Raw genomic sequence first — 25,189 nt, forward strand, 5'->3', positions numbered from 1 at the left:
ACCGGCGCGAGCATGACCGTAGAGACCATCAGCCGCCATCGCTGCTTCGGCGGCATCCAGGGCATCCACCGCCATGTCTCCGCCGAGACGGGGACGCCCATGCGCTTCTCCGTCTTCGTGCCGCCGCAGGCGGAGCACGGCCCCGTCCCCGTGCTCTGGTTCCTGTCCGGCCTGACCTGCACGGAGGAGAACTTCACCGTGAAGGCCGGGGCGCAGCGGGTGGCGGCGGAGCTGGGCCTGATGCTGGTCGCCCCCGACACCAGCCCGCGCGGCGACGGCGTGCCGGACGACCCGCAGGGGGCCTACGATTTCGGGCTGGGGGCGGGCTTCTATGTCGATGCCGTGCAGGACCCCTGGGCGCGGCACTACCGGATGTACAGCTACATCACCCGGGAACTGCCGCAGGTGCTGGCGTCCGCCTTCCCCGTCGACCGGACGCGCCAGGGGATCAGCGGCCATTCCATGGGCGGCCACGGCGCCCTGACCATCGCCCTGAAGAATCCGGGCCGTTTCCGCTCCGTCTCCGCCTTCGCCCCCATCGCCGCCCCCATGGCCTGCCCATGGGGGGAGAAGGCGCTGGGCCGCTATCTCGGTCCCGACCGCCGGGACTGGCGCGCCTACGACGCCTGCGCCCTGATCGAGGACGGCCACCGGCTGGAAGCGCTGCTGGTGGACCAGGGCGGGGCCGACCAGTTCCTGGAGACGCAGCTCCGCCCCGACCTGCTGGAAGCGGCCTGCGCCGGGGCCGGCATCCCGCTCACCCTGCGCCGGCAGCCAGGCTACGACCACAGCTACTACTTCATCGCCAGCTTCATGGAGGACCATCTGCGCTGGCATGCGGCCCGTCTGACGGAGCGGGGCTGATACCGGAGGCGGCGCCACCCGGCGCCGCCCGCGGGACGAGGACGGCAAAGGTCGAGCCGCGGCCGGGCGTCGAACGGACCTCGATCCCGTGGTTCAGCACGCCGGCCATGCGCCGCACCACGCCCAGCCCCAGCCCGAAGCCGCGGCTGCTGCCGTCGCCCTCCCCCAGGCGGGTGAAGTCCTCGAAGACGGCCTTCAGCTTGTCGGCCGGAATGCCGATGCCGCTGTCCACCACGCAGAGCGCGAGCTGCCGCCCCCGGGGCCGGCAGCCCAGCAGCATGCCGCCCGAGGAGGTGAAGCGCAGGGCGTTCAGCAGCAGGTTACGGAGCAGGCGCTCCAGCAGGACCGGATCGCTGACCACCCACGCCGACGTGGGGACGATGCGGAGCCGGAGCCGCTTCGCCGCCGCCTCCTCCCGCACCTGATCGGCGAGCGACGCCAGCAGCGGCCCCAGCGGAAAGGCCGAGACGTGCGGCTGGACCTGCCCGGAATCGAGGACGGCCGCGTCGAGCAGGGCATTCAGCAGGTTCTGCGTCGCCGCCACGGCCTGCTGGAGCTTGTCGACCGTGCCCTGGTGCTCCGTCCCCGCCAGCCGCTGGACCAGCAGTTCGGTGAAGATGGAGACCGCCTGCACCGGCTGGCGCAGATCGTGGCTGGCGTGGGCGAGGAAGCGGCTCCGCTCGGCCTCGCGCTGGCGCGCCTGCTCGACCAGGGTCGCGCTGCGGACGACGAGCTGGTCCCGTTCCTCCGCCTCCGGCGGCTTGGGGACGATCTCGTACTGGGATTCGACGACATGGCAGCCGGGGCCGAAAGCCTTGCGGTGCAGAAGCATCCGGACGCCGCGTCTCTCGGCCAGATCATAGAGGCAGAGATTGAGCGGACAGGCCAGGAACGGATTGTCCGAGAAGCGGTGCAGCTCGGCATAGGCGGGCGCACCGTAGAGATTCCGCCAGACATAGGTGCTGCCACGGTCGGCCGGCACAATCTCGACACTCTCGGCGAAGCCGTTGTCGACGAACAGTCGGATCAGGGCCTCCAGATCCGAAACGGAGCCGGTTTCCTTGAAGCACAGACCCTTTCTGTTGAGGTATTCGATGAGTTCCCGACCGACATCGCGCATGACCTCCCCCTGCGCGAAACCGTCGAACCTCGCCATCGCCTTGCCGAACGCGACCAGCACCCCTTCGTAGAGGGCCTGCCTGAAGTCATCCATGGTGCGCCTGCCAGAAACCGACGCGGATATGCGTGGGATTGAACCGGACACCTTGCGGATAATGCCCGCCCCGACCCGGGAACCGCCTGTCGTTGCGGAGAGGGCCGTGGAAGACACCCTTACCGGAAGAAAGCGGGAAAGGGAAAAGACCTGACATTCAGTCGAAATGATACATGGCACCCGGAGAGGGGAAAAGGTAAATCGCCGCTCCCGTACCGGCGGAAGAGGAGCACCCGTTACAACAGAATCCCCTCATGGGCGTTGAATATAAAGCCCTTACTCGCAGCAGAGAGCGGCAACCCCCGTCCTGCCCTTCAGGCAAGGCGACCCGGGACGCTGATCCCGCGCAGCAGCATGTCGGTCGCCGTCCCGACCAGTTCATCGATCGGCGTCCAGTTGAAGTGCGCGTGCGTGATCAGCAGCGACACGATCCCGTGCATCGTGGCCCAGAGGGCGTCGGCATAGGCATGGCGGTTGCCGGGGACCAGCAGACCAAGCTCCAGCAGCCGGGTGATCTCCGCCTCCAGCACGCCGAACGACTGCATGCCCTTGTTGGGCGGACAGACGGGATCGGCGCCCGGCGGGGCGCGGTGGCCCGGCACGGGGGAGAAGGCGGGCAGCGTCGTCATGAACACCAGCCGGTATTCATGCGGATGCCCGACGCCGTAACGGACATAGCCGCGGCCCAGCGCCCGCAGCCGGTCCAGGGGATCAGCCGGATCGGCCGGTTCCTCCTGCATGGCGACGATCAGCCCGTCCAGGAAGTCGCCGGCAACGGCGGCGAGCAGGTCCTGCTTGTCCGCGAAATGGTCGTAGATCGCCGTCGGGGTGATCCCGGCGCCGTCCGCGATGCGGCGCAGCGAGGTGCGCTCGATCCCCTCCTGCACGAACAGGTCGCGCGCCACCCGGAGGATCTGTGCCCGGCGTTCGGCCGCGGGCAGACGCTGGCCGCGGCCGCCGGGTCGCTCGTTCCCGGACGGCTCCGCCGCCTCCCGCATGCCCGCTTCCTCCCTTTTTGCGTGAACCTTCCGCAAAGCCATTGACGAACCCCTGGATGACGCTAACCTAACACCGTAAACTTAACACCGTCAGGTCGAGGGTGCCATGGTACGCGCGCCGCTGCTCCCCGTCACCCTCGCCCTCACCGTCCTGGTGCTCGCGGCGCCGCTGCTGACCGGCTGCGGCCGGCCGGAAGCGGGGGAGGCCGCGGCCGGCCCGGCCCCGGTCGTGGTCACCGTGGCCGAGGCGGTTCCCGCGCCGGGCGCAAGTCTCGTCCGCGGCACGGGCACCGTCGCCTACAAGCGTGAACTGCCGCTCTCCTTCAAGGTTTCCGGCCGCATCGCCGCGATCAGCGTGGACGTGGCCGACAGTGTGCGCAAGGGCGCGCGGCTGGCGCTCCTGGACCAGGAGGAGGTGTCGGCCCAGCTCCGCGAGGCGGAGGCGGCGGTGACCCGGGCGCAGCAGGACCTGGACCGGCTGGAACCGCTGCTGGAGAAGGGCTTCGTCGAGCTGTCGCGGATCGAGACGGCGCGGACCTCGTTGCAGGCCGCGAAGGCGCGGCGCGACGCCGTTGCCTTCAACCGCAGCCTGTCGGAGATCACCGCCCCCGCCGACGGCGTGGTGCTGTCCCGCCCGGTGGAGCCGGGGGAGATCGTGCCGGCCGGCGCGCCGGTGCTGACCCTGGGCGACCGCGGCAGCGGCCTGATCGTGCGGGTCGGGCTGGCCGACCGGGACATCGGCCGGATCGCGCCCGGCAATGCTGCGGAGGTGCTGCTGGACGGGCGCACGCTGCCGGCGACGGTGGACCGCATCGCCGCCAAGAGCAGCCCCGGCACGGGTGTCTTCGACGTCGAGCTGGCCCTGGACGCGGCACCGGAGCGGCTGGCCAGCGGCCGCATCGTCGGGGTGCGGATCGTCCCGGTGGCGGGGGCGGACGCCGGCCTGCTGGCCATCCCCTCCTCCGCCATCCTGGAAGGCTTCGGCATGGAGGCGACGGTCTATGTGCTGGACCCGGAGACCGGCCGGGTGTCGCGGCGGATGCTGACCGTCGCGGGGCTGGACGGCCCCTTCACCCTGATCGCGGGCGGGCTGGCCCCGGGCGAGCAGGTGGTGGCGACGGGGGCGGCCTATCTCCGGCCCGGCGATCCGGTGACGGTCGCCGGGCCGCAGACTGCCACCATCGACCGCTGAGGCCGCCATGTCGGGGATCGTCGGCTTCGCCGTCCGGCAGTGGCAGTTCATGCTGGTGCTGTTCGCCATGCTGGTGGCCATGGGGGTGGGGGCCTTCCTCTCCATCCCGCGGGCAGAGGACCCGGACTTCCCCACCCCGATCTTCAACGTCATCGCCGTGCTGCCGGGCGCCGACCCGCTGGACATGGAAGAACAGGTGACGGATCCGCTGGAGGATGCGCTCGACGGTCTGGACGACGTCATCAAGATCACCTCCCGCACACGCGACGGCAGCACCGTCATCCATGTCGAGTTCGACTGGAACAGCGAACCGGAGCGCAAGTACGACCAGGTCGTGCGCGAGGTGAACGCCCTGCGGCCGAGCCTGCCCGACGGGCTTGTCCGGTTGGAGGTGAAGAAGGTCGAAACCAGCCTGACCAACTTCGCCCAGGTCGCGCTGGTCAGCGACCACGCCAGCGACCGCGAGCTGGAGGAGCGGGCGACCGACCTGAAGGACATCATCGACCGCATCCCCGGCATCCGCGAGACGGAAGTCTGGGGCGAAGCCCGGACGGAGGTGCGGGTCGCCGTCGATCTCGGCCGGCTGGCCGCGCTGGGCATCCCCGTCTCCGCCCTGGCTGAGGCCCTGAAGGCGGAAGGGGCAGCACTGCCCCTGGGGGCCGTGCATTCCGGGGAGCGCCGCTTCAACGTCAAGGCGACGGGCGATTTCCGCAATCTGGCGGACATCGGGGAGACGACGGTACGCGCCGCCGACGGCCGCGTCGTCAAGGTGCGCGACGTGGCCACGGTGTCCTGGGCGGCCGACGAGCCCAGCCACATCACCCGCTACAATGGCGGGCGCGCCGTCCTGGTCACCGCCAACATGAAGCCAGGCCAGAACATCTTCGACCTGACGGCGCGGCTGGACGCGGCGCTGGAGGGCTTCGCGGCGACCCTGCCCGACACCATCCGGATCGAGCGCGGCTTCGACCAGTCCGTCAATGTCGCGCACCGCCTGTCGCGCCTGTTCAAGGACTTCGCCATCGCGCTGGCGCTGGTCCTGGTGACCCTGGTGCCGCTGGGGCTGCGCGCCTCCCTGGTCGTCATGCTGGCGATCCCGCTGTCGCTCGCCATCGGGCTGACCCTGTTGCAGGCGGCGGGCTTCTCGCTGAACCAGCTCACCATCGCGGGCTTCGTGCTCTCGCTCGGCCTGCTGGTGGACGACAGCATCGTGGTGACGGAGAACATCGCCCGCCACCTGCGCCTGGGACGCCCGCGCGAACAGGCGGCGATCGAGGGGACACGGCAGATCGCCGTGGCCGTGCTGGGCTGCACCGCCACCCTGATGCTGGCCTTCCTGCCGCTGATGTTCCTGCCGGAGGGGTCGGGCAAGTTCATCAAATCGCTGCCGGTGGCGGTGCTGGTGACGGTGGCGGCGTCGCTGTTCGTGGCCCTGACGATCATCCCGTTCCTGGCCGGCCGGATGCTGAGCCGGCACGGCGACCCCGACGGCAACCGCGCCCTGCGCGCCGTCATGGCCGTCATCCACACGGTCTACCGGCCGCTGCTGCACCGGGCGCTGGAGCGGCCCGGCCTGACCGTGCTGCTGGCGGCGGGCCTGTTCGGGGCGTCGCTGCTGCTGGTGCCGCGGATCGGCTTCAGCCTGTTCCCGCCGGCCGGCACGCCGCAGTTCCTGGTCGAGGTGGATCTGCCCGACGGCGCCTCCCGCGCCGCCACGCAGGCGGCGGTGGACTTCGTGGAGGCGGAGCTGCGGGCGACGCCGGAAGTGGCGTGGTTCATGGGCAATGTCGGCCACGGCAATCCGCGGGTCTACTACAATGTACAGCCGCGTGAGGAGGACCCGACCCATGGCTCCGTCCTGGTCGGGCTGGAGGGCTGGCACGGCGAGGCGGGGGTGGCCGTGCTGGACGGGCTGCGGGCGCGGCTGGCCCGCTATCCCGGCGCCCAGATCATCGTGCGCGCCTTCGAGAACGGCCCGCCGATCGAGGCCCCCATCGCCATCCGCGTGCTGGGCCCCGAGCTGGACGTGCTGAAGGAGATCGCGGGCCGGGTCACCGCCGCGATGGAACGGACCCCGGGAACGCGCGACATCGTCAACCCGGTGCGGCTGAACCGGACCGACCTGAACCTGGGCGTGGACCTGGAGAAGGCCGGCGTCCTGGGCGTGCCGGCCGGCGCCATCGACCGCGCCGTGCGGCTGGCCCTGTCCGGCGAACAGGTGGCCCTGTTCCGGGAGAGCGACGGCGACGCCTTTCCGGTGGTGCTGCGCCTGCCGCTGGGGGAGCGGCACGAGCTGGAGACGCTGGGAGAGATCTACGTGCCGGCGGCCGGCGGCGCCACCCCGCTGGCCGCGGCCACCGACCCGCGCTTCGAATCCGGCCCGGCCCGTATCGACCGCTACAACCGGGAACGCGCCGTCACGGTCACCGCCTACACCGCCACGGGCCACAACACCGACGGGGTGACGACCGCCATCCTGGCCGCGGTGGCGGAGATCCCGCTGCCGCCCGGCTACCGCATCACGGCCGGCGGCGAGGCGGAGGCGCGCGCCCGCAGCTTCGCCGGCCTGTCCAGCGCCATCCTGATCGCCGTCTTCGGCATCGTCGCCGTGCTGATTCTGGAGTTCCGCAGCTTCTCCGCCTCCGCCGTGGTGGCGGGGGTGATCCCGCTGGGGATCGTCGGCGGCCTCGTCGCCCTCTACCTCGCCGGCTACACGCTGAGCTTCACGGCGATGATCGGCTTCGTCGCCCTGATCGGCATCGAGATCAAGAACTCCATCCTGCTGGTGGACTTCACGACCCAGCTCCGCCGCGCCGGCGTACCACTGAAGCAGGCCATCGAGCAGGCGGGAGAGGTCCGCTTCCTGCCGGTGCTGCTGACATCCGCCACCGCCATCGGGGGCCTGCTGCCGCTGGCGCTGGAGGAGTCCGGCCTCTACTCGCCGCTGGCCATCGTCATCATCGGCGGCCTCGTCTCCTCCACCTTCCTGTCGCGGCTGGTGACGCCGGCCATGTATCTGCTGCTGGCCCCGCGGGAGGTGGCGGCGGGTAGCCCGCCGGTCCCGGCGACCGCGGCTCCCTGAGCCCGGTCCGGCGAGTGTGCGTCAGGCGAGGGTTCCCGCCCGGTCGGTCAGCCGCGCTTGGCCGTCTTCCAGTCGTCCGCGCCGCGGAACATCAGGGTGCGGACCCCGCCCGTGCCATCGACGGCGAAGTCGATGTTCACCTGGTTGAGCTGGTCGGAGAAGACGTCCAGCAGGATGGTGTCGCGCACCGCCAGTTCCGCCGGCGGTGCCGGAAGCGCCACCTCCTGGTAGACATAGACATGGTCCATCTCCACCTCGGCGCCGACCAGCGTCAGGGCCAGCGGCGCACCGGCCGCGTCCGCCAGCGCGAAATTCTTCTCCACGTAGAGGGCGAGGATCGCCCGGGTCTTCAGGTCGGCAAGGTCCGGGGCCGGCACCTTCTCGACCCGGTTGAGCGCGATCTCCGCATCGTGGGCGTGCAGGCGGTGGACAACCTCCAGCGTCCCGCTGCGCGGATTCCAGGCGATCGTGGTCAGCGCCGCCTTGGCCCGGTGCGCCAGCACCGGCCCGGACGCCCCCGCCACCCCGGCGAGGCCGAGCCCCGCCAGGGCGAGCGAGAGGAGGCGACGGCGCGCGAGCACGGGCGCTCTCACTTCGACGGGGCCGGCGCCGCGGCCGGAGCCGGCTTGCCGTCCCGCGGCGCGTCCTTCGGCGCCGGGCCGAGCGGCACGGTCTTGCCTTCCCCGGCCTTGCCCTCACCGGCCTTACCCTCGTCCGCCTCGCCCTTGGTGTCGCCCGTCCGCTCGGACTTCAGCTCGACCAGCATGTCCGACATCAGGTTGCGCGTGGACTCCCTGTCCTTGAACAGTTCCAGGCGCGACGCCTCGATCCGGCGCGGGAAGCTGTTGTCGCTGCGGTCGGCGTCGGCGATCTCGTGCCGCGGGTCCAGCTCGATGGAGACGAGGCGCTTCGGACGGATCAGCATCTTCGTGACGCGCTTGGGGTTGTAGCGCCAGATCTCCACAGGGATCATCACGAACTCGCTGGAGCCGTCCGCGAAGGTGAGCTTCAGCGGCAGCGGCATGACGAGGCCGCCCTTGTTGGTGAAGTCGGCGAAGTAGATGAAATCACCGTCCTTCTGAGCCCGTTCCAGCGCCGCCCGTTCCCAGTCCTCCAGCCCCTTGATCAGGTCGGCATAGTCGTTCCGGTCCTTGTTCGTGACCGTATGCTGGTCGTTCTCGTTGTAGAAGTCCTTGAGGTCGGGGATGCGCTCCACCCGGGTCTTCAGCCCGTCCTCGCGGTTATGGATCTGCATCAGCGGCTCGACCCGCTCCTGCCGCTGCTCGGTCCGGGCCAGCGGCTTCTCAACCTCGGGATTGCGGGTGGAGATGGTGTACTCACGGACGCCGTCGATGGCGATGTCCACATGGTCGGTGGTGTAGAACCAGCCGCGCCAGAACCAGTCGAGATCGACGCCGGAGGCATCCTCCATGGTGCGGAAGAAGTCGGCCGGGGTCGGGCGCTTGAACTTCCAGCGCGTGGCGTATTCGCGGAAGGCATGGTCGAACAGGTCGCGACCCAGCACCGTCTCGCGCAGGATGGTCAGCGCCGTCGCCGGCTTGGTGTAGGCGTTGGGGCCGAACTGCAGGATGCTGTCCGACTGCGTCATGACCGGCACCTGGTTCTCACTGACCATGTAGGCCGTGATCGTGTCGGGCAGATTCGGGTTGCGGTCCTGGCCGCCGAAATTCTCCTCCCACTCCAGATGGGCGACGTTCTGGAGGAAGGTGTTCAGGCCCTCGTCCATCCAGCTCCACTGGCGTTCGTCAGAGTTGACGGTCATCGGGAAGTAGATGTGCCCGATCTCATGGATGACGACGCCGATCAGGCCGTACTTGGCCTGGGAGGAATAGGTGACCTTGCCGGTCTTCTTGTCCTTCACCGGCCGCGAGCCGTTGAAGGTGATCATCGGGTATTCCATCCCGCCCCGGTCCCAGGTGTTGACCGACTGCGCCGTCGGGTAGGGGTAGGGGAAGGAGAACTTGGAATAGACCTCCATCGTGTGGACGACCGCCTGGGTCGAATACTTGGACCAGAGCGGCTCGGCCTCGTTCGGGTAGAACGACATGGCCAGCACCTGGGGCTGCTGCGGGCTGTCCTGGCGGAACCCCATCGCGTCCCAGATGAACTTGTTGGAGCTGGACCAGGCGAAGTCGCGCACGTTCTTCGCCCGGAAGACCCAGGTGCGGGTCCCCGTCTCCGTCGCCTTCTCGTTCTCCTTCGCCTCGTCGGGGGTGACGATGAAGACGGGACTGGTGGCGGTGCGGGCCTGTTCCAGCCGGCGGCGCTGCTCCGGCGTCAGCACGTCGGACGGGTTCTGCAACTCGCCCGTGGCGGCGACGATGTGGTCGGCCGGCACGGTGATGGAGACATCGTAGTCGCCGAATTCCAGCGTGAACTCGCCGCGGCCGAGGAACGCCTTGTGCTGCCAGCCCGCATAGTCGGTGTAGGCCGCCATGCGCGGGAACCACTGGGCCAGGAAGAACAGGTCCGTGTCGGTGTCCTTGAAGTGCTCGTAGCCGCTACGGCCGCCGACGCGCTCCTCGTCCACGATGTTGTAGGCCCAGTCGATCCGGAAGGTCGTGGCCTTGCCGGGGGAGAGCGGCTGCGGCAGGTCGATCCGCATCATCGTGTCGACGACGCGGTAGGGCAGCGGATGCCCCGCCTCGTCCGTGACGGCCCGGATCTCCACCCCGAATTCGATGTCCTTGAAGATCTGTTCGCGGGCGAGACCGTTGTAGGTCAGGCGGTCGCCGGTGTCGCCGCCGCCCGTGGCCGGCCGGCGGGCCCCGCCGGTCTGCACCGTCTCGGTCATCCGGGCGATGCTGTCGTCCTTGTAGATGTTCTGGTCGAGCTGAACCCAGAGATAGGACAGCGTGTCGGGCGAGTTGTTGGTGTAGCGCACCGACTCGCTGGCCGTGAGGCGCTTGCCCGCAGCGTCCAGCTTCACGTCGATGCGGTAGTCCGCGCGCTGCTGCCAGTACTGGTGCCCCGGCGCGCCCGATGCGGTGCGGTAGGTGTTCGGAGTCGGGAGGTCCACCTCAAGCTGGCGGAACTTGTCCTCCCAGTCGCCCTTGGTCTGCTGGATGGCATCGGCACTCGCCGACGCGGCAGCCAGCAGCAGGAAACCGGACCCGACCGCGACGGACACCCAGGCAGACCAACCACGCATGCGCACGCTCCCACCAGCCACGTTCCCTGGCCGGCCCATCGGAGACCGGCAGCAGCACTTTAGTGGAGTCCGGCGGGTAACCAAGCGAATTCTGGGGCGGGGATCGCTATTCGTTAACCATCAAGTCCGGGGTATCCGTCAGCAAGGAACTTGCGCACGGGCTCCAGCGACCGGGCCGGCGCCTCCTCCTGCGGAACATGGCCCAGATCGGGGAAGGTCACCGTCCGGCTGTCGTGCAGCGCGCGGGCATAGTCCGCGGCGTTCGAGACGGGGATCATGGCGTCCTTCTCCCCCCACAGCAGCAGGGTAGGCGCCTGGATGCGGCGCAGCAGCGGCTCGGGCGGCTCCAGCATCACCTGTTCCAGCCGGGCGAACATGGCATCGCGGACACCGGGCGCCAGCATCAGGTCGTGGTAGCGGGTGGTGAGCTGGTCGGTCAGCACGGCCGGGTCGCCATAGGCCGGTTGCAGGTTGGCACGCACCGCGGCGGTCGGCAGGATGAAGCGCATCAGGTTGAGGATGCCCGGCACCTCCGCCTTCCGGCCGTACTCGAAGCCGGGGCTTGCGAAGCCGTCGGGCGAGACGAGCACCAGCTTCTCCACCCGGTCGGGATGCAGGGCCGCGAACTTCCAGGCGATGCGGCCGCCGATGGAGTTGCCGACGAGGCTGGCGCGGGCGATGCCCAGCCGGTCCAGCAGCGCCTCCAGCACCGCCATGGCGCGGTCGTCGCCGTAGTCGCCCGTCGGGTCGGGGCCGGTCAGGCCGAAGCCGGGGAGGTCGAAGCGGACGACGCGGAACGGCCCGGCCAGCCCCTGCGCCCAGCCTTCCCAGGTGTGCAGGCTGGCCCCGAAGCCGTGCAGCATGACCACCGCCGGCGCATCGCGCGGGCCGTCATCGCGCACATGCAGGCGCATCCCGGCCGCCTGAACATAGTCCGCCGGCGAGCGCAGATAGAGCGCCTCCAGCTCGTCGCGCGGCCTGTCGGGGGTGTGCAACCAGACCCCCAGCCCGAACAGGCTGGCCACCAGCACGACGAGGAAAGGAAGCGACAGCTTCATGGATTCTGATCCCGGTCCCGTGTCCCTGGCACCGTCCGGACAGGCAGGGTCCGGCGGCACAGGGTTCCGTAAGGTTAAGATGGGGCGCCGCCGCCATCGTCAAGGCCGCGCCGTAACAACCGACCGCCCCGGGCCGTTGCTCCCGGATGATGCAGGGAAACGGGGGGACGCCATGACGGAGGATGCCGCCGCGCGGTACGAGGCGATGCGGAACAGGCTGGCCGGGCTGGTCGAAGCCGAGCTGGCGGTGGCGACGCTGGCGCAGAGCGTGACCTCCCTGCTGCACGACACCGCCGCACGGGACCAGGCCGGGACCCTGCTGCGCGACCTGCGGGACCTGCTCGACCGCGCCTCCACCGAGGCGGAGACCGATCTCCAGACATGGCGGGCAGAACGGGGCATCCATCCCGACGACTGACATTCCTTGGATTGCCGGAATGCCTGCACGCTTCGATCATCGGTAATTCACGTGCCTCCCCGTACCCGTTGCGTATCCGGATCGACTCGCCCTAGGATTGTTGCCACCGGGAGTACATCTTCCGCCCCTCTCCAGCAACGGGAGCGGACGGTCGATGCTCCCGGCAGGGCCTCGCGGAGGGTGCCGCCGGAGTGCCGCCGTCCCGCGGGAGACGCGCAACAAAGAAGACAGGGGGAGCATCCATGCCTGTTTCGACCAGCCGCGGACGCCTGGTCCGCGGAACGGCGGTTCTGGCCCTGATGGCCGGCGCGCCGCCGGCCCTGGCGCAGTCGGCGCCACCCGCCGGCAGCCCGCCGCCGCAGGGCGGCTTCATCGAGGAAATCCTGGTCACCGCGCGCAAGCGCGAAGAGACCCTTCGGGACGTGCCGTTCTCCATCAACGCGCTGGGGCAGGACCAGCTCCGCGCCCGCGGCGCCGAGACGCTGGAGGACGTGTCGCGCAATGTTGTCGGCCTGACCATCGAGAACCTGGGCCCCGGCCAGAGCCAGGTGGCCGTGCGCGGCATCTCCGCCGGACAGATCGTGCGCGACCAGCCCGGCGTGAAGGAGCAGGTCGGCGTCTATCTCGATGAATCGGTCATCTCGCTGTCCCTGTTCACGCCGGACCTCGACCTGTTCGACCTGAGCCGGGTGGAGGTGCTGCGCGGGCCGCAGGGCACGCTGTACGGTTCGGGCTCGCTGTCGGGCACCATCCGCTACATCACCAACCGGCCGACGACGGAACGGGTGGAGGGCACGGCCGAGGCCGGGATCGAGACTCTGAAGGACGGCGGCACCGGCTGGTCGGCACGCGGTGCGGTGAATGTCCCGCTGACCGAGAAGGCAGCGTTCCGCGCCGTCGGCTACTACACCGACTATGCCGGCTTCATCGATGCGGTCCGGCCCGACGGCAGCATCGACAAGAATGTCAATGACGGCACCCGCAAGGGCTTCCGCCTGTCGGCCCTGGTCGAGCCGACCGAAGGGCTGAGCGTCATCCCGCGCGTCATCTACCAGAAGATCGAGACCGACGGCTTCAACCGCGAGGACATCTTCAACATCCTGGCCAACGACCTGACGCCGACGACCGATCCGCAGCGGCTCTACCGCTTCGACGAGCGCCAGCAGTTCACCCAGCTTGAGGAGCAGTTCGAGGACGATTTCCTGCTGGCCGACCTGACGCTGGAGTGGGAGCTGGAGGCGGTCACCCTGACCTCGATCACCACCTACACCGACCGCGACCTGATGGTGGTGCGCGATGCCTCCCCGCTCACCGGGTCGATCACCGGGCAGCCGGGGTCCTTCGCCCCGGGCGGGCTGCCGCGGTCGGTCTATTCCATCGCCACGCCGCTGAACGACACCACCGACCTGGAGGTCTTCACCCAGGAGGCGCGGATCGCGTCGAACGGCGACGGGCCGTTCCAGTGGGTGCTGGGCGCCTTCTATTCGGACATCGAGCGCACCTATGCCCAGCGCCTGGACGTGCCGGGCTTCGAGGCGCAGACCGGCATTCCCACGGCCGGGCCGCTGGCCCCGCGCGACGTGCTCTACTATTCGCTGATCCCTTACGACTTCAAGCAGCTCGCCCTGTTCGGGGAGGGCAGCTACGATCTCACGGACCAGCTCAGCGTCACGGCCGGCGTGCGCTGGTTCGACTTCGAGGAGGAGCGGGTCCTGAACTTCGACGGTCTGTTCGCCGACCGGAGCATCGGGCAGGAGGGCAAGACCAGCAGCGACGGCTTCTCCCCGCGGGTGATCGTCAGCTATGAGGCGACGCCCGACCTGACGCTGAACGCCCAGGTCTCGAAGGGCTTCCGGCTGGGCGGCATCAACGACCCGCTGAACGCCCCGCTCTGCTCGGCCCAGGATCTGGTCACCTTCGGCGGCCGCTCCAGCTTCGACAACGAGACCGTCTGGAACTACGAGGTCGGGGCCAAGCTCGGCTTCGCCGACGGGCGCGGGCAGCTCAATCTGGCGGGCTTCTACGCCGACATCAGCAACCTTCAGGTCACGCTGGACGCCGGCACCTGCTCCTCGCGCATCGTCTTCAACGCCGATGCCCGGACCAGAGGCGGCGAGGCCGAACTGAGCTTCCAGGTCACCGAGGCGCTGTCGCTGGCCGTCTCCACCAGCTACACGGACAGCGAGTTCACGGAAACCGTGACCTCGGTCGGGGCCGGCGGGGCCGCCACCGTCGTCGGCGGCATCGAGGACGGCAACCGGCTGCCCACCGTGCCGCGCTTCCAGTTCAACGCCAGCGCCAACTACGAACAGGAGATCGCGGACGACCTGCTGGGCTTCGTCACGGCCACCTACCAGCATGTCGGCTCGCGCTACACCCAGGCGGTGGACCAGGACCCGGCGGCGGTCGGCACCGTCACCCGCATCCCGATCGGCGGCCAGCCGGCGACGAGCTTCAGCTTCGATCCGAAGCTGCCGGCCTATGACATCGTCAATCTGCGCCTGGGTGTCCGCCGCGGCGGCTGGGAAGTGGCGGGCTACGTCAACAACCTGTTCGACGAGAATGCGCGGCTGTCGCTGGACCGCGAACGCGGCTTCCGCGCCCGGGTCGGCTATCAGGTCATCAAGCCGCGCACCATCGGGCTGAACGTGCTGACGCGCTTCTGAGCCTCTTCCGACGGGAACGCTCCGACCTTGCCCCCCGCTCGGCCTGCCGGGCGGGGGGCCGGATCGCATGGCGGCGGTTCAGGACGGATCGCGGATCAGGAGCTCGACCGCCGCGATGGCGCGGCGGAGTACCTCTTCCCGGTCGTCGGTCGCCGTCGCCACCCACTCCGCCAGCTTTCCGACGGCGCCGTCCACGATCCGGATCGCGGCCTCCGTATCGGCCGGCAGGCTGGCCCCGGCCGCGATGGCGCCACGCACCGTCTCCATGAAGCGCGGATACCAGGTCCCCTGGTCCAGTTCGGCCATCGCCTCCCAGCCAAGGACGGCAGGACCGTCCGTCAGCACGATGCGGGCGAAGTCGGGTTCCGCCGCGCGCCGCAGGAAGGCGATGCAGCCGGCCCGGAGCTGCTCCACCGGGTTTCCTGTCGCGGCCCCCGTCTCCGAAAGGACCTCATTCCCGCAACTGTCCATCATGTCCCGGCAGACGGTGTGGAAGAGATCCCGCATGCCTGAGAACTGGTGATAGAGCGCCCCCCGGGTCAGGCCGAGTGGCTGGAGGATGTCCTCCGCCGTGGTGGCGGCGAACCCCTTGGCCGCGAAGTGCCGTTGCGCCTCGGCCAGGAGCGCCGCCCGCGTCGTCGCCGACTGTTCCGCCTTGCTGCCGCCCCGCCGTGCCGGCGCAGTCCGTCCTGCCATCGTCCCTTCCCGTCCCGCCGCCGCCCGCAGCCGTGATTGACATACAGCGTGTATGTGCGTATCCATACATACTGTCTGCATGGTAATGACCGCGGCCGGCCGAGCCAAGGCGGAATCCACATCCGCCGACCGTCCGCCCCGATCCGTGCCTTCATCCTCAGCCCGGCGAGCCGCCCCATGGCCTCTGCCGGGCTCGTCGTCTTCAGCCGTCAGGTCCGCCCCGCACACGGGGCTTTCGACAGGGTCGGGTCATGCGTATCAGATCATGGGTCATCGCCATCCTTGCCATGCTGGCGATCCTCGCCGGGCTGGGCGGCTACAAGACCATCGAGATCACCAGGGCCATCGCGGCGGCCGCGTCCTATCCCGAACAGCGGGAGACGGTCCAGGGGGCCCGGGCGGAACCCGGAACCTTCACGACCAGCGCCCGGACCGTCGGCACGGTCATCGCGCTGCGCCATGTCGAGCTGCGCAACGAGCTGGCCGGCCGCGTCACCGAGGTGACCTTCGACTCCGGCGACGTGGTCGAGGCGGGGCAGGTGCTGGTGCGCTTCGACACCGCGCAGGAGGAAGCGGATCTGGCGGCCCTGAAGGCCGAGGCCGATCTCGCCAAGCTGACCCTGGAGCGCCAGCAGCGGCTGGTTAAGACCCAGGCCGCATCGGAGGCGACGCTGGACCAGGCCCGCTCCCAGCTTGCCGCGCTGCGGGCCCGGATGCAGGGGATGGAGGTGCAGATCGCCAAGAAGACCCTGCGTGCCCCGTTCAAGGCGCGGGTCGGCCTGCGCGACCTGCACCCCGGCGCCTACCTGTCGGAAGGGACGCTGATCGCCCGCCTGCAAGGCGTGTCGGACGACGCCTATGTGGATTTCGCCTTCCCGCAGGACATCGCCCCGCTGCTGGCCGGAAGCGGCACGGTAGCCCTGTCCGGCGCCCAGCTTCCCGGCGGCACCGCGGTGGCGCGCATCGTGGCGCGGGACGCGGCGGTGGATGACGGTGCGCGCTCCCTGCGGCTGCGGGCGGTGGTCCCCGGCCTGGGCGGGGTCCTGACGCCCGGCGCCTTCGTGGACGTCGTGGCGGAGACGGGCGCCCCCCGCCCCGCCCTGTTCGTGCCGCTGACGGCGGTGCGGCGGGCGCCGCACGGCGACCATGTCTTCGTGCTGGCGCAGGAGGGCGACCAGATCCGCGCCCGCCAGCGCTTCGTCCGGCTGGGCCCGGTGCGGGGCCCGGAGGTGGCAGTGCTGTCCGGACTGGAGGCGGGGGAGATGCTCGCCGCCGACGGGTCCTTCAAGCTGCGTGAGGGTCTGCTGGTGACGGTCAACGGCCTCTACACCCGCCCGGGCGGGGAGCCGGGGACCGATCCCGCGACCGCCCCGGCGCACTGAGGGGACCGCCATGCGCTTCGTCGAACTGTTCGTCCGCCGGCCGGTCGTCGCCATCGTCGTCAACCTGCTGATCCTGCTGATCGGTCTGCGCGCGGCGCAGGAGCTGCCGGTGCAGCAGTTCCCGCAGATCGAGAGCGCCTCCATCGTCGTGACGACGGTCTATGTCGGCGCTCCGGCGGAGGTGGTGAAGGGCTTCATCACGACGCCGGTGGAGCGGGCCGTCTCCTCCATCTCCGGCGTCGACTATGTGGAATCGAGCAGCGTCGCCGGGGTCAGCACGGTGACGGTGCGGCTGCGGCTGAACCACAGCAGCACCGTAGCCCTGGCAGAGGTCGGCAACCGGCTGGACCAGATCCGCAACGAACTGCCGGCCGAGGCCGAACCGCCGACGGTCGAGGTGATCCGCGCCGACCGCTCCTATGCCGCCTTCTACGTGGCGGTCACCGCCACCACGCTGGACCTGCCCCGGCTGACCGAGTACCTGGACCGGGAGGTGCAGCCCCGGCTGACGGTGCTGCCGGGGGTGCAGAAGGTCGGGCTGGAAGGCGCGCGGCCGCAGGCCATGCGGATCTGGCTGGACGCGGCGCGCATGGATGCCTTCGGCATCAGCGCCGACGACGTGCAGGCCGCGCTCACGCGCAACAACTTCCTGGCCGCCATCGGCCAGTCGAAGGGCAATGCCGTGCAGGTCGATCTGCTGACCGACACGGACCTCAAGACCGAGGCGGAGTTCGAACAGCTCATCGTGCGGGAGAGCGCGGATTCCATCATCCGCCTGTCCGACATCGCCCGCATCTCCCTGGCATCGGAGGAACCGGCGGCGGATGTCCGCCTGGACCATGTGCCGGCCGTCTACCTGTCCGTCTGGCCCCTGCCCGGCTCCAACGAGATCACCCTGGGCTACGACCTGCGCGCCGAGCTTGACCGGATCCGGGCGGCGCTGCCGCCGGGCGTCGAGATCAAGATGGCCTATGACGGCACCATCTACATGGAGCGGGCGCTGAAGGAGATCGGCAAGACCCTGGCCGAGACGGTGCTGATCGTCGGGCTGGTCGTCTTCCTGTTCCTGGGCTCGGTCCGTACCGCCCTGGTGCCGCTGGTCGCCATTCCCGTGTCGCTCGTCGGCGCCGCCGGCATGATGCTGGCGCTGGGCTTCTCCTTCAACCTGCTGACCCTGCTGGCCATCGTGCTGTCGGTCGGTCTGGTGGTGGACGACGCCATCGTCGTGGTCGAGAACGTCTCCCGCTTCATGCGCGAAGGCCGGTCGCGGACCGAAGCGGCGCTGGCCAGCGCGCGCCAGCTCTTCGGGCCGATCGTCGCCATGACCATCACGCTGGCCGCGGTCTACGCCCCGATCGGCTTCCTGTCGGGCCTGACCGGGGTGCTGTTCCGGGAGTTCGCCTTCACCCTGGCCATCGCCGTGCTGATGTCCGGCGTCGTCGCCATCACGCTCTCGCCGGTGATGAGCGCCCGCTTCGCCGCGGAGGGCGGCCGGGAGGGCTGGTTCACCCGCCGGGTCAACACGATCTTCGACGCCGTCCGCGACGCCTATGCCCGCGGCCTGGACCGCACGCTGCGCTATCGCCCGCCGGTGCTGGCCTTCGGCCTGTTCGTCGCCCTGCTGTCCGTGCCGTTGTTCCTGTTCTCCGGCAAGGAGCTGGCGCCGGTCGAGGACCAGGGCGACATCTTCATCATGGTCACCTCCGCCCCGGACGCGACCCTGACCTATACCAGCAGCCACATGGAATCGCTGGTCGATACGGCGAAGAGCTTCCCCGAGACCGATTTCCTCTGGCAGGTGGTGCTGCCCTCGAACGGGTTCGGCGGCGTGGTGCTGAAGGACTGGACCGAGCGCGAGCGCTCCGCCCAGGAGCTGCAACCCCTGTTCTTCGAGGCGCTGTCGCAGATCAGCGGCATCCAGGCGTTCCCTGTGCTGTTCCCCGCCCTGCCCGTCTCCGGCAACTACGACGTGGAGCTGGTGGTGAAGGGCATCGCCTCGCCGGAGGAGATGGCGGCCTTCTCGCAGCGCCTTGTCGGTGCGGCGTTCGGGAGCGGCCTGTTCATGTTCGCCGACACCGACCTGCGCATCGACCTGCCGCAGGTGAAGATCGCGGTGGACCGGGAGCGCGTCGCCGATCTGGGCATGGATCTGGCGGAGGTCGGGCGTCAGCTCGGCGTGCTGCTGGCCGGCAACTACGTCAACCGCTTCAACTATGACGGCCGCGCCTACAAGGTCGTGCCGCAGGTCGGCAACGACGCCAAGGCGACGGCCGACCAGCTTCTGGACCTGAAGATCCGCACGCCGTCGGGCGCGGCAGTGCCGGTGTCCAGCATCGCCCGGCTGGAGACGGGGGCGGCGCCGCGCGCCCTGACCCGCTTCCAGCAGGCCGACAGCTTCCGCGTCTATGGCGGCGTGGTACCCGGCGTCACCAAGGAACAGGCCCTGAGCGCGCTGGAGCAGGCGGCGCGCGAGATCCTGCCCGCCGACTACGTGCTGGACCATGCCGGCGAGTCCCGCCAGATCCGGCAGGAGGGCAACACCCTGATCGGCACGCTGGGCTTCGCCCTGCTGCTGATCTATCTGGTGCTGGCGGCGCAGTTCGGCAGTTTCCGCGACCCGCTTGTGGTGCTGCTGGGATCGGTGCCGCTGGCCCTGTCCAGCGCGCTGGTCTTCCCGTTCCTGAGCCTGACCACGGTGAACATCTACAGCCAGGTGGGCCTGATCACCCTGGTCGGGCTGATCGCCAAGAACGGCATCCTGGTCGTGGAGTTCGCCAACCATCTCCAGGAAGAGGGCCGGTCGAAGCTGGAGGCGGTGCGCGAGGCGGCGCTGACCCGGCTGCGGCCGGTGCTGATGACGACGGCCGCGACCGTCGTCGGCCACTTCCCGCTGGTGCTGGTGGAGGGACCGGGGGCCGCGGCGCGCAACAGCATCGGCATCGTGCTGGTGGCCGGCATGGCCATCGGCGCCCTGTTCACGCTGTTCATCCTGCCGTCGGTCTACATGCTGATCGCCGCCGACCGGCAGGCCACCCCGGAAGCCGTCCCCGGCACGCGGGAGACGCTGCCGCCTGTCCGCGCCGCCGCCGAATAGGGATCGGGGCTGCCCGGCAGGGGGCGCCTAACGGAGTGCGGAAAATGACGAAGCCCCCGGCCAGAGACCGGGGGCTTCGTTTCATCGGAAGCGGTTCGCAACCGGAACCGGGCGCGCGGCGCCTACCAGCGGACCTCGAAGGTGCAGCGGGGAGCGCCCGTCACCTCGCACTCCGTCTCCTCGGCCTGGGCGCGGGGATGCACGAGCACGCGGTACAGCCGCTCGAAGGTGCCGGTGTAGAAGTCGCAGACCGGCTCCGTCCCCGTCGCGCCGCGGGCGATGGGGCAGTTCTCGATGCTGACGACGGCCGGGCTGACCGAGCGGACGGTGAAGGTCCCGGAGCCGGAGAAGGTCCAGGAATGCTTGCCGATGGCCGAGAGCAGGACGCGGCTGGCCAAGGGCGCCGGCAGCAGCTTGAGGATCACCTGCACCGGCTTCGGGATGCGGTGCGCCAGCAGATAGTCGCCGGTGCGCTGCCCCGCCTCATGCGACAGGCGCCGGGCCTGGGCCACCCCCAGTTCTGCCCGCAGCACCCGGTGCAGGGCATTGACCTCCCGCTCGTCCACCATCTGGCCGGGCGGGGTGTCCAGGTAACGCGACAGGCCCGCCGCGGTCAGCAGACGGACCGTCTCGGCCGCGCCGAGCCGGTCCCGCAGCACCGCCTCCATCTGAATGATGGCGTTCGGGCCGATGCGGAAGGCCATGTCCACGCCATGGTCGGCCCCGCCATGGTCGTCCCCGTGTCCGGGGCCGCCGGGGGGCCGCCCCTGCCCGCCCCGGTCCGCGACCGGAGCAGGCAGGGGCGAGACGCTGTCAACGCTCACGGGTGCGGGTCCTCAGTCGTCGCCGCCCACCGTCTCGGCGAGCTGCTCCTTGCCGCCGCCGCAGGCCATGGGAACCGCGGCCGGCTTCTTCCCGGCCTCGGTCGTCTCCTCGACCTCGTCGGGAAGCTGGTCCTTGCCGCCGCCACAGGCCATCGGGATGACGATCCCCTTGGCCTCGATGTCGGCAGTATCCTCCAGCTCGACCTCGTCCACCGGCTGCTGGTTCGCCTTCTCCTTCTCGGCGGCCTTCAGCCGGGCCTTGCGCGCCTTGTCGGCCGCGGCTTCCCAGTCGTCCGCCAGCGGCAGCAGGGCCGCGGTGCGGTTGCGGTCGAACTTGAAGTCGACCTTCTTCTTCGACTGCGGACCCCAGTAATCGACACGGCCCAGGTCGTAGAACTTGCGCTCGAAGCCGCTCTTGAGGAACGCCTTGAGGCAGCCGAGCATGTACTTGCGCTTCACCTTGTCCCTGATCCACGGATAATGGAACAGGCTCTTGCGCATGTAGAAGCGGCGGTAGTTGTTCATCACGCGGTCAAGCAGCTCGGCGCGGTCCATGGCGGCCGGCTTGATGATCGGAGTGACGAAATTGTACTTCTCGAAGTCGTAGATCTCGACCTTGTCGCCCAGATCGCGGAACAGGTCCGAGAACGGCCAGGGCGTGTACATGGCCCAGTTGGCCATGTCCGGACCCCAGTCCATCGCCATCTGGTAGGTCTGCTCCAGCGTCTCGGCCGTCTCGTTCTCCAGGCCGACGATGAACTGCGCCTCGGCGACGATGCCGTTCTTCTTCAGAAGCTCGATCGCCTTCTTGTTCTGGGCGATCGTGGTTTCCTTGTTGAACAGGTCCAGCTTGAGCTGGGCCGCGGCTTCGGTGCCGAGCGAGACGTGGACGAGGCCGGCGCGGCGGTACAGCGGCAGCAGCTCCTCGTCGCGCAGGATGTCGGTCACGCGGGTGTTGATGCCCCACAGCACCGGCAGCTTGCGCCGCTCCATCTCCTCGCAGAACTGGATGAACTTCTTGCGGTGGATGGTCGGCTCCTCGTCCGCGAGGATGAAGAACCCGACCTTGTGGTCGCGCACCAGCGTCTCGATCTCATCGACCACCTTCTTGGGGTCGCGGACGCGGTAGTTGCGCCAGAACTTCCACTGCGAGCAGAAGGAGCAGGTGAAGGGGCAGCCGCGCGCCATGTTCGGGATGGCGACGCGCACGCCCATCGGGATGTAGATGTACTTGTCCCACTCCAGGATCGACCAGTCGGGATTGATCGTATCGACATCCGCGATCGGCGGCTCGGCCGGGGTGGCGACGATCTTGCCGTCCTCGATGAAGGCGATGCCCTTGATCGACTTGCGGTCGGTCGCCCAGGTGCCGTCCTCGATGGCGCGGCAGAGATTGACCAGGATCGCCTCACCCTCGCCGCGGGCGATGGCGTCGACCCAGGGGGCCTCGCTCAGCACCTGCTGGTACATGAAGGTGGCATGGATGCCGCCCAGGATGGTGACGATCTTCGGGTTCACCTCCTTGGCGATCTGCAACAGGCGCTCGGCCTTGTAGATCGACGGGGTGATGGACGTCGCGCCGACGAGATCGGGCTTCTCCTTCTCGAAGATGGCCCGCACCTCATCCTCGGAGAGGTTGTTGGTCATCGCGTCGACGAAGATGAAGTCCGTGTAGCCCGCCTGCTTGAGGGCGCCGGCCAGGTACGCCGCCCATGCCGGCGGCCAGTTGCCGGCGATCTCGGCGCCGCCAGAGTGGTAGTTGGGATGGATAAGCAGGACGCGCATGGGAACCTTCCTGGCGTTCGGGTTTCCGCCAAGCTGACGTGAACTTTGGCGGACGTATTTGACGCAAATCAAAGTCCGGGCACATGAGGCATCTGCGCGCGCCCCCACCCCTTGGAAACCCTACGGTTCGTGTCCATTTTCCATCCATCTGGATGGTGGATGGATGGTAGCGCCATGGTGGAAACGGTTCATGAGCTGCGGCCCAAGGCAGCGGAGAGCGAAAAGATCACGATCAACCTGGGCTTCGTGGACCTGGGCCACATCGACCTGCTGGTGGCGGAGGGATTCTATTCCAACCGCACCGACTTCATCCGCACGGCGATCCGGAACCAGATCGAACGGCACGGCGACGCCGTCCGCCAGTCCGTGGCGCGCAAGGCCGTGGATCTGGGCCTGCGCCACTATACGCGGCAGGACCTGGAGGCGGCGCGCGACGCCGGCACCCCCCTGCACATCCAGGTGCTGGGCCTTGCCAGCATCGCCACCGACGTGACTCCCGAACTGGCGCGCGCCGCCATCGCCTCCGTCTCCGTCCTGGGCGCGCTGCATGCCAGCCCCGCCGTGAAGGCGGCACTGGCCGACCGGGCGCGCTGATCCCCCCTTGAAAGGACCTCCCCTCTTGAAATTCGACGATCTGATGCCCGGCATGTCCGAGGCGACGCGGCTGACCCGGACGGGCCGGCTGGTGGAAGCGACCGCCCTGATCCAGCGCCTGCTGGGGCGGCAGCCCGACGGCCGCGCCCTCGCCCCGCCGACGGCCGACGCCCGCGTGCTGGAGCCGCCGACCCTGGATCTGGCTGCGGAATCCGTGCGGGTGGCCGAACCGGCCCGCCCGCCCCCGGAGTCGGGGGACGGCCGCATGACCGCCCACCGCTTTGCCAACGCCGCCGGTTCCCGCGATTACCGGCTGTTCGTCCCCGCCGGGGCGCCGGAGGGACCGCGCCCGCTGATCGTGATGCTGCACGGCTGCACCCAGACGCCGGAGGACTTCGCCGCCGGCACCCGGATGAACCTGCTGGCACAGCAGCATGGCTGCATCGTGGTCTGGCCGGCCCAGGCGAGCGGCGCCAATCCGTCGGGCTGCTGGAACTGGTTCCGGCCGGAGGACCAGGGCCGCGACCGCGGCGAACCCGCCATCCTGGCCGGCCTGACGCGGGAGATCATGCGCAGCCGCGACGTGGACCCGGCGCGCGTCTACGTCGCCGGACTGTCGGCCGGCGGGGCGAAGGCGGCCATCCTGGCGCTGGCCTATCCGGAGCTGTTCGCCGCGGTCGGCGTGCATTCCGGACTGGCCTGCGGTGCCGCCCGCGACCTGCCGGGCGCCTTCACGGCGATGCGCCAAGGTACGGCGCCCGGCCGCCATGTCCCTCACGGTCACCACGGCAGCCACGGACGGCCGGTGCCGGCCATCGTCTTCCACGGCGACCGCGACGGCACCGTCAATCCGAAGAACGGCGAGGCGGTGGTGACGCAGTTCGCCGGCGGCGCCGTCGCCGGAGCGCCGCGGGTGGAGCGCGGCCGGGCGCCGGGCGGCCGTTCCTTCACGCGCGCGCTGCACGCCGGCCGCGACGGCCGGGTGCTGGTGGAGCACTGGACGGTCCACGGCGCAGGGCACGCCTGGGCCGGCGGCAGCGCCGAGGGCAGCTACACCGACCCGCGCGGCCCCGATGCCTCCCGCGAGATGCTGCGCTTCTTCCTGGAGCACCCCACCGCCGACCGGGCGCCGGGCGGTGGTCAGTCGTAGCGCAGCTCCGTCGCCTTGCCGCGGAACACCCGGTAGGCGAACAGCGTGTAGGCGGCGATCAGCGGCAGCACGACCGCCGCCCCGACGAAGATGATCATCAGGCTTTCCGGGGCGCTCGCCGCCTCCCAGATGGTGAGGCGCTCCGGCACGACATAGGGGAAGAAGGAATAGGCCAGCCCGTGGAAGCCCAGCACGAAGATGCAGACGGCGCCGGCGAACGGCACCCATGACCAGCGGTCGTCGGCACGGGGCAACCCGCGCAGGGCCAGGGCCACGATGCCGAACAGCAGCGCCGCCATCAGCGGAACCGGGGCCAGCAGGAACAGCTCCGGCAGCGCGAACCAGCGGTCCGCGATGCGGCCGCTGGCCAGCGGCGTGGCGACCGACACCGCGACCATGCCCAGCGCGGCCAGCCCCAGCGTCCGCCGCGCCCAGAGGACGGCCTTCGCCTGCAACGGCCCGTCCGTCTTCAGGATCAGCCAGGCGGCGCCGATGAAGGCGTAGCCGGCCGCGAGGCAGAGCCCCGTCAGGACGCCGAACGCCATGGCGGCCGGCCCCTGCAGCAGGCCCAGCACGTAGAGCCCCAGCATGTAACCCTGGGCCAGCGCCGCCAGCAGCGATCCGGCGATGAACGCCTGGTTCCACCAGCGGCGCTGCACGCCCTCCGTCTTGGCCCGGAACTCGAAGGAGACGCCGCGCAGGATCAGCCCCAGCAGCATCGCCGCGACCGGCAGGTAGAGCGCCCCCAGGATCATCCCGTGCGCCACCGGAAAGGCGACCAGCAGCAGCCCGACCGCCAGGACCAGCCAGGTCTCGTTGGCGTCCCAGAAGGGCCCGATGCTGGCCACCATGCGGTCGCGCTGGGCGTCGTCGGCATCGGCCATCAGGATGCCGACGCCGAGGTCGTAGCCGTCCAGCACGACATAGGCGAGCACGGCCACGCCCATCAGGACCGTGAAGGCGACGGGCAGCCAGTGCCCGGTTTCCATCATCTCCATGGT

The 25,189-nt window shown here is 69.7% G+C and carries 18 protein-coding genes; 9 read left to right on the top strand and 9 right to left on the bottom strand.

Annotated features, from left to right (window positions below; all coding sequences use genetic code 11):
* The first annotated feature begins 12 nt into the window (after nucleotides 1-12).
* The gene (gene fghA / locus ACFQPS_RS19475; RefSeq protein WP_417715226.1) at nucleotides 13-864 is read left to right on the top strand and encodes an S-formylglutathione hydrolase; all 852 of its coding nucleotides are present in this window, start codon (nucleotides 13-15) and stop codon (nucleotides 862-864) included.
* Here fghA and ACFQPS_RS19480 read toward each other — a convergent pair.
* On the bottom strand, nucleotides 812-2,077 hold the full coding sequence (locus ACFQPS_RS19480; RefSeq protein ID WP_377360935.1) for a sensor histidine kinase: 1,266 nt from the start codon (nucleotides 2,075-2,077) through the stop codon (nucleotides 812-814). The genes fghA and ACFQPS_RS19480 overlap by 53 nt on opposite strands.
* A gap of 314 nt (nucleotides 2,078-2,391) precedes the next feature.
* Nucleotides 2,392-3,075, bottom strand: a complete 684-nt coding sequence (locus ACFQPS_RS19485; protein WP_377360937.1) for a TetR/AcrR family transcriptional regulator — start codon at nucleotides 3,073-3,075, stop codon at nucleotides 2,392-2,394.
* 106 nt (nucleotides 3,076-3,181) lie between these two features.
* Here ACFQPS_RS19485 and ACFQPS_RS19490 point away from each other — a divergent pair, with 106 nt between their 5' ends.
* Nucleotides 3,182-4,267 carry an efflux RND transporter periplasmic adaptor subunit gene (locus tag ACFQPS_RS19490; RefSeq protein ID WP_377360939.1) on the top strand — a complete coding sequence of 362 codons (1,086 nt, stop codon included), beginning with the start codon at nucleotides 3,182-3,184 and terminating at the stop codon, nucleotides 4,265-4,267.
* A 7-nt stretch (nucleotides 4,268-4,274) separates the two neighbouring features.
* Nucleotides 4,275-7,349: an efflux RND transporter permease subunit gene (locus tag ACFQPS_RS19495; protein WP_377360941.1), complete on the top strand. Its 3,075-nt coding sequence runs from the start codon at nucleotides 4,275-4,277 to the stop codon at nucleotides 7,347-7,349.
* 47 nt (nucleotides 7,350-7,396) lie between these two features.
* Here ACFQPS_RS19495 and ACFQPS_RS19500 read toward each other — a convergent pair whose 3' ends face one another.
* The 3 genes from ACFQPS_RS19500 to ACFQPS_RS19510 form a co-directional block, all read right to left on the bottom strand.
* Nucleotides 7,397-7,930, bottom strand: a complete 534-nt coding sequence (locus ACFQPS_RS19500; protein WP_377360943.1) for a DUF6702 family protein — start codon at nucleotides 7,928-7,930, stop codon at nucleotides 7,397-7,399.
* Nucleotides 7,931-7,938: 8 nt separating this feature from the next.
* Entirely contained in the window at nucleotides 7,939-10,521 is a 2,583-nt protein-coding gene (locus ACFQPS_RS19505; protein WP_377360945.1) for a M1 family metallopeptidase, read from the bottom strand.
* A gap of 113 nt (nucleotides 10,522-10,634) precedes the next feature.
* Nucleotides 10,635-11,579, bottom strand: a complete 945-nt coding sequence (locus tag ACFQPS_RS19510; protein ID WP_377360947.1) for an alpha/beta fold hydrolase — start codon at nucleotides 11,577-11,579, stop codon at nucleotides 10,635-10,637.
* Nucleotides 11,580-11,751: 172 nt separating this feature from the next.
* On the opposite strand from ACFQPS_RS19510, the gene ACFQPS_RS19515 reads away from it, so the two are divergent.
* Nucleotides 11,752-11,997 (top strand): hypothetical protein, encoded by a 246-nt coding sequence (locus ACFQPS_RS19515; protein ID WP_377360948.1) that lies wholly within the window; start codon nucleotides 11,752-11,754, stop codon nucleotides 11,995-11,997.
* Nucleotides 11,998-12,239: 242 nt separating this feature from the next.
* The gene (locus ACFQPS_RS19520) at nucleotides 12,240-14,663 is read left to right on the top strand and encodes a TonB-dependent receptor (protein ID WP_377360950.1); all 2,424 of its coding nucleotides are present in this window, start codon (nucleotides 12,240-12,242) and stop codon (nucleotides 14,661-14,663) included.
* A 78-nt stretch (nucleotides 14,664-14,741) separates the two neighbouring features.
* On the opposite strand, the gene ACFQPS_RS19525 is transcribed toward ACFQPS_RS19520, so the two are convergent.
* Entirely contained in the window at nucleotides 14,742-15,359 is a 618-nt protein-coding gene (locus tag ACFQPS_RS19525) for a TetR/AcrR family transcriptional regulator (RefSeq protein ID WP_377360951.1), read from the bottom strand.
* Between the two features lie 251 nt (nucleotides 15,360-15,610).
* On the opposite strand from ACFQPS_RS19525, the gene ACFQPS_RS19530 reads away from it, so the two are divergent.
* Nucleotides 15,611-16,741: an efflux RND transporter periplasmic adaptor subunit gene (locus tag ACFQPS_RS19530; protein WP_377360952.1), complete on the top strand. Its 1,131-nt coding sequence runs from the start codon at nucleotides 15,611-15,613 to the stop codon at nucleotides 16,739-16,741.
* A 10-nt stretch (nucleotides 16,742-16,751) separates the two neighbouring features.
* A complete protein-coding gene (locus tag ACFQPS_RS19535; RefSeq protein WP_377360954.1) occupies nucleotides 16,752-19,835 on the top strand; it encodes an efflux RND transporter permease subunit in 3,084 nt (1,027 codons plus the stop codon).
* Between the two features lie 122 nt (nucleotides 19,836-19,957).
* Here the strand turns inward: ACFQPS_RS19535 and bchJ are convergent, their stop codons facing one another.
* Both bchJ and bchE read right to left on the bottom strand, forming a co-directional pair.
* Nucleotides 19,958-20,659 carry a bacteriochlorophyll 4-vinyl reductase gene (bchJ, locus tag ACFQPS_RS19540; RefSeq protein ID WP_377360956.1) on the bottom strand — a complete coding sequence of 234 codons (702 nt, stop codon included), beginning with the start codon at nucleotides 20,657-20,659 and terminating at the stop codon, nucleotides 19,958-19,960.
* A gap of 12 nt (nucleotides 20,660-20,671) precedes the next feature.
* Nucleotides 20,672-22,444 (bottom strand): magnesium-protoporphyrin IX monomethyl ester anaerobic oxidative cyclase, encoded by a 1,773-nt coding sequence (gene bchE, locus ACFQPS_RS19545; RefSeq protein WP_377360958.1) that lies wholly within the window; start codon nucleotides 22,442-22,444, stop codon nucleotides 20,672-20,674.
* 159 nt (nucleotides 22,445-22,603) lie between these two features.
* Between bchE and ACFQPS_RS19550 the strand changes: the two genes are divergently transcribed.
* Nucleotides 22,604-23,038 carry a CopG family transcriptional regulator gene (locus tag ACFQPS_RS19550; RefSeq protein ID WP_417715227.1) on the top strand — a complete coding sequence of 145 codons (435 nt, stop codon included), beginning with the start codon at nucleotides 22,604-22,606 and terminating at the stop codon, nucleotides 23,036-23,038.
* 25 nt (nucleotides 23,039-23,063) lie between these two features.
* Nucleotides 23,064-24,188, top strand: coding sequence for an extracellular catalytic domain type 1 short-chain-length polyhydroxyalkanoate depolymerase (locus ACFQPS_RS19555; RefSeq protein WP_377360960.1), 1,125 nt, complete (start codon nucleotides 23,064-23,066; stop codon nucleotides 24,186-24,188).
* Here the strand turns inward: ACFQPS_RS19555 and ACFQPS_RS19560 are convergent.
* Nucleotides 24,179-25,186, bottom strand: a complete 1,008-nt coding sequence (locus ACFQPS_RS19560) for a cytochrome d ubiquinol oxidase subunit II (RefSeq protein ID WP_377360962.1) — start codon at nucleotides 25,184-25,186, stop codon at nucleotides 24,179-24,181. The two genes, ACFQPS_RS19555 and ACFQPS_RS19560, sit on opposite strands and share 10 nt — an antisense overlap.
* Nucleotides 25,187-25,189 lie beyond the last annotated feature (3 nt).

It is taken from the genome of Rhodocista pekingensis (genome assembly GCF_042665545.1).
Lineage (GTDB): Bacteria > Pseudomonadota > Alphaproteobacteria > Azospirillales > Azospirillaceae > Rhodocista > Rhodocista pekingensis.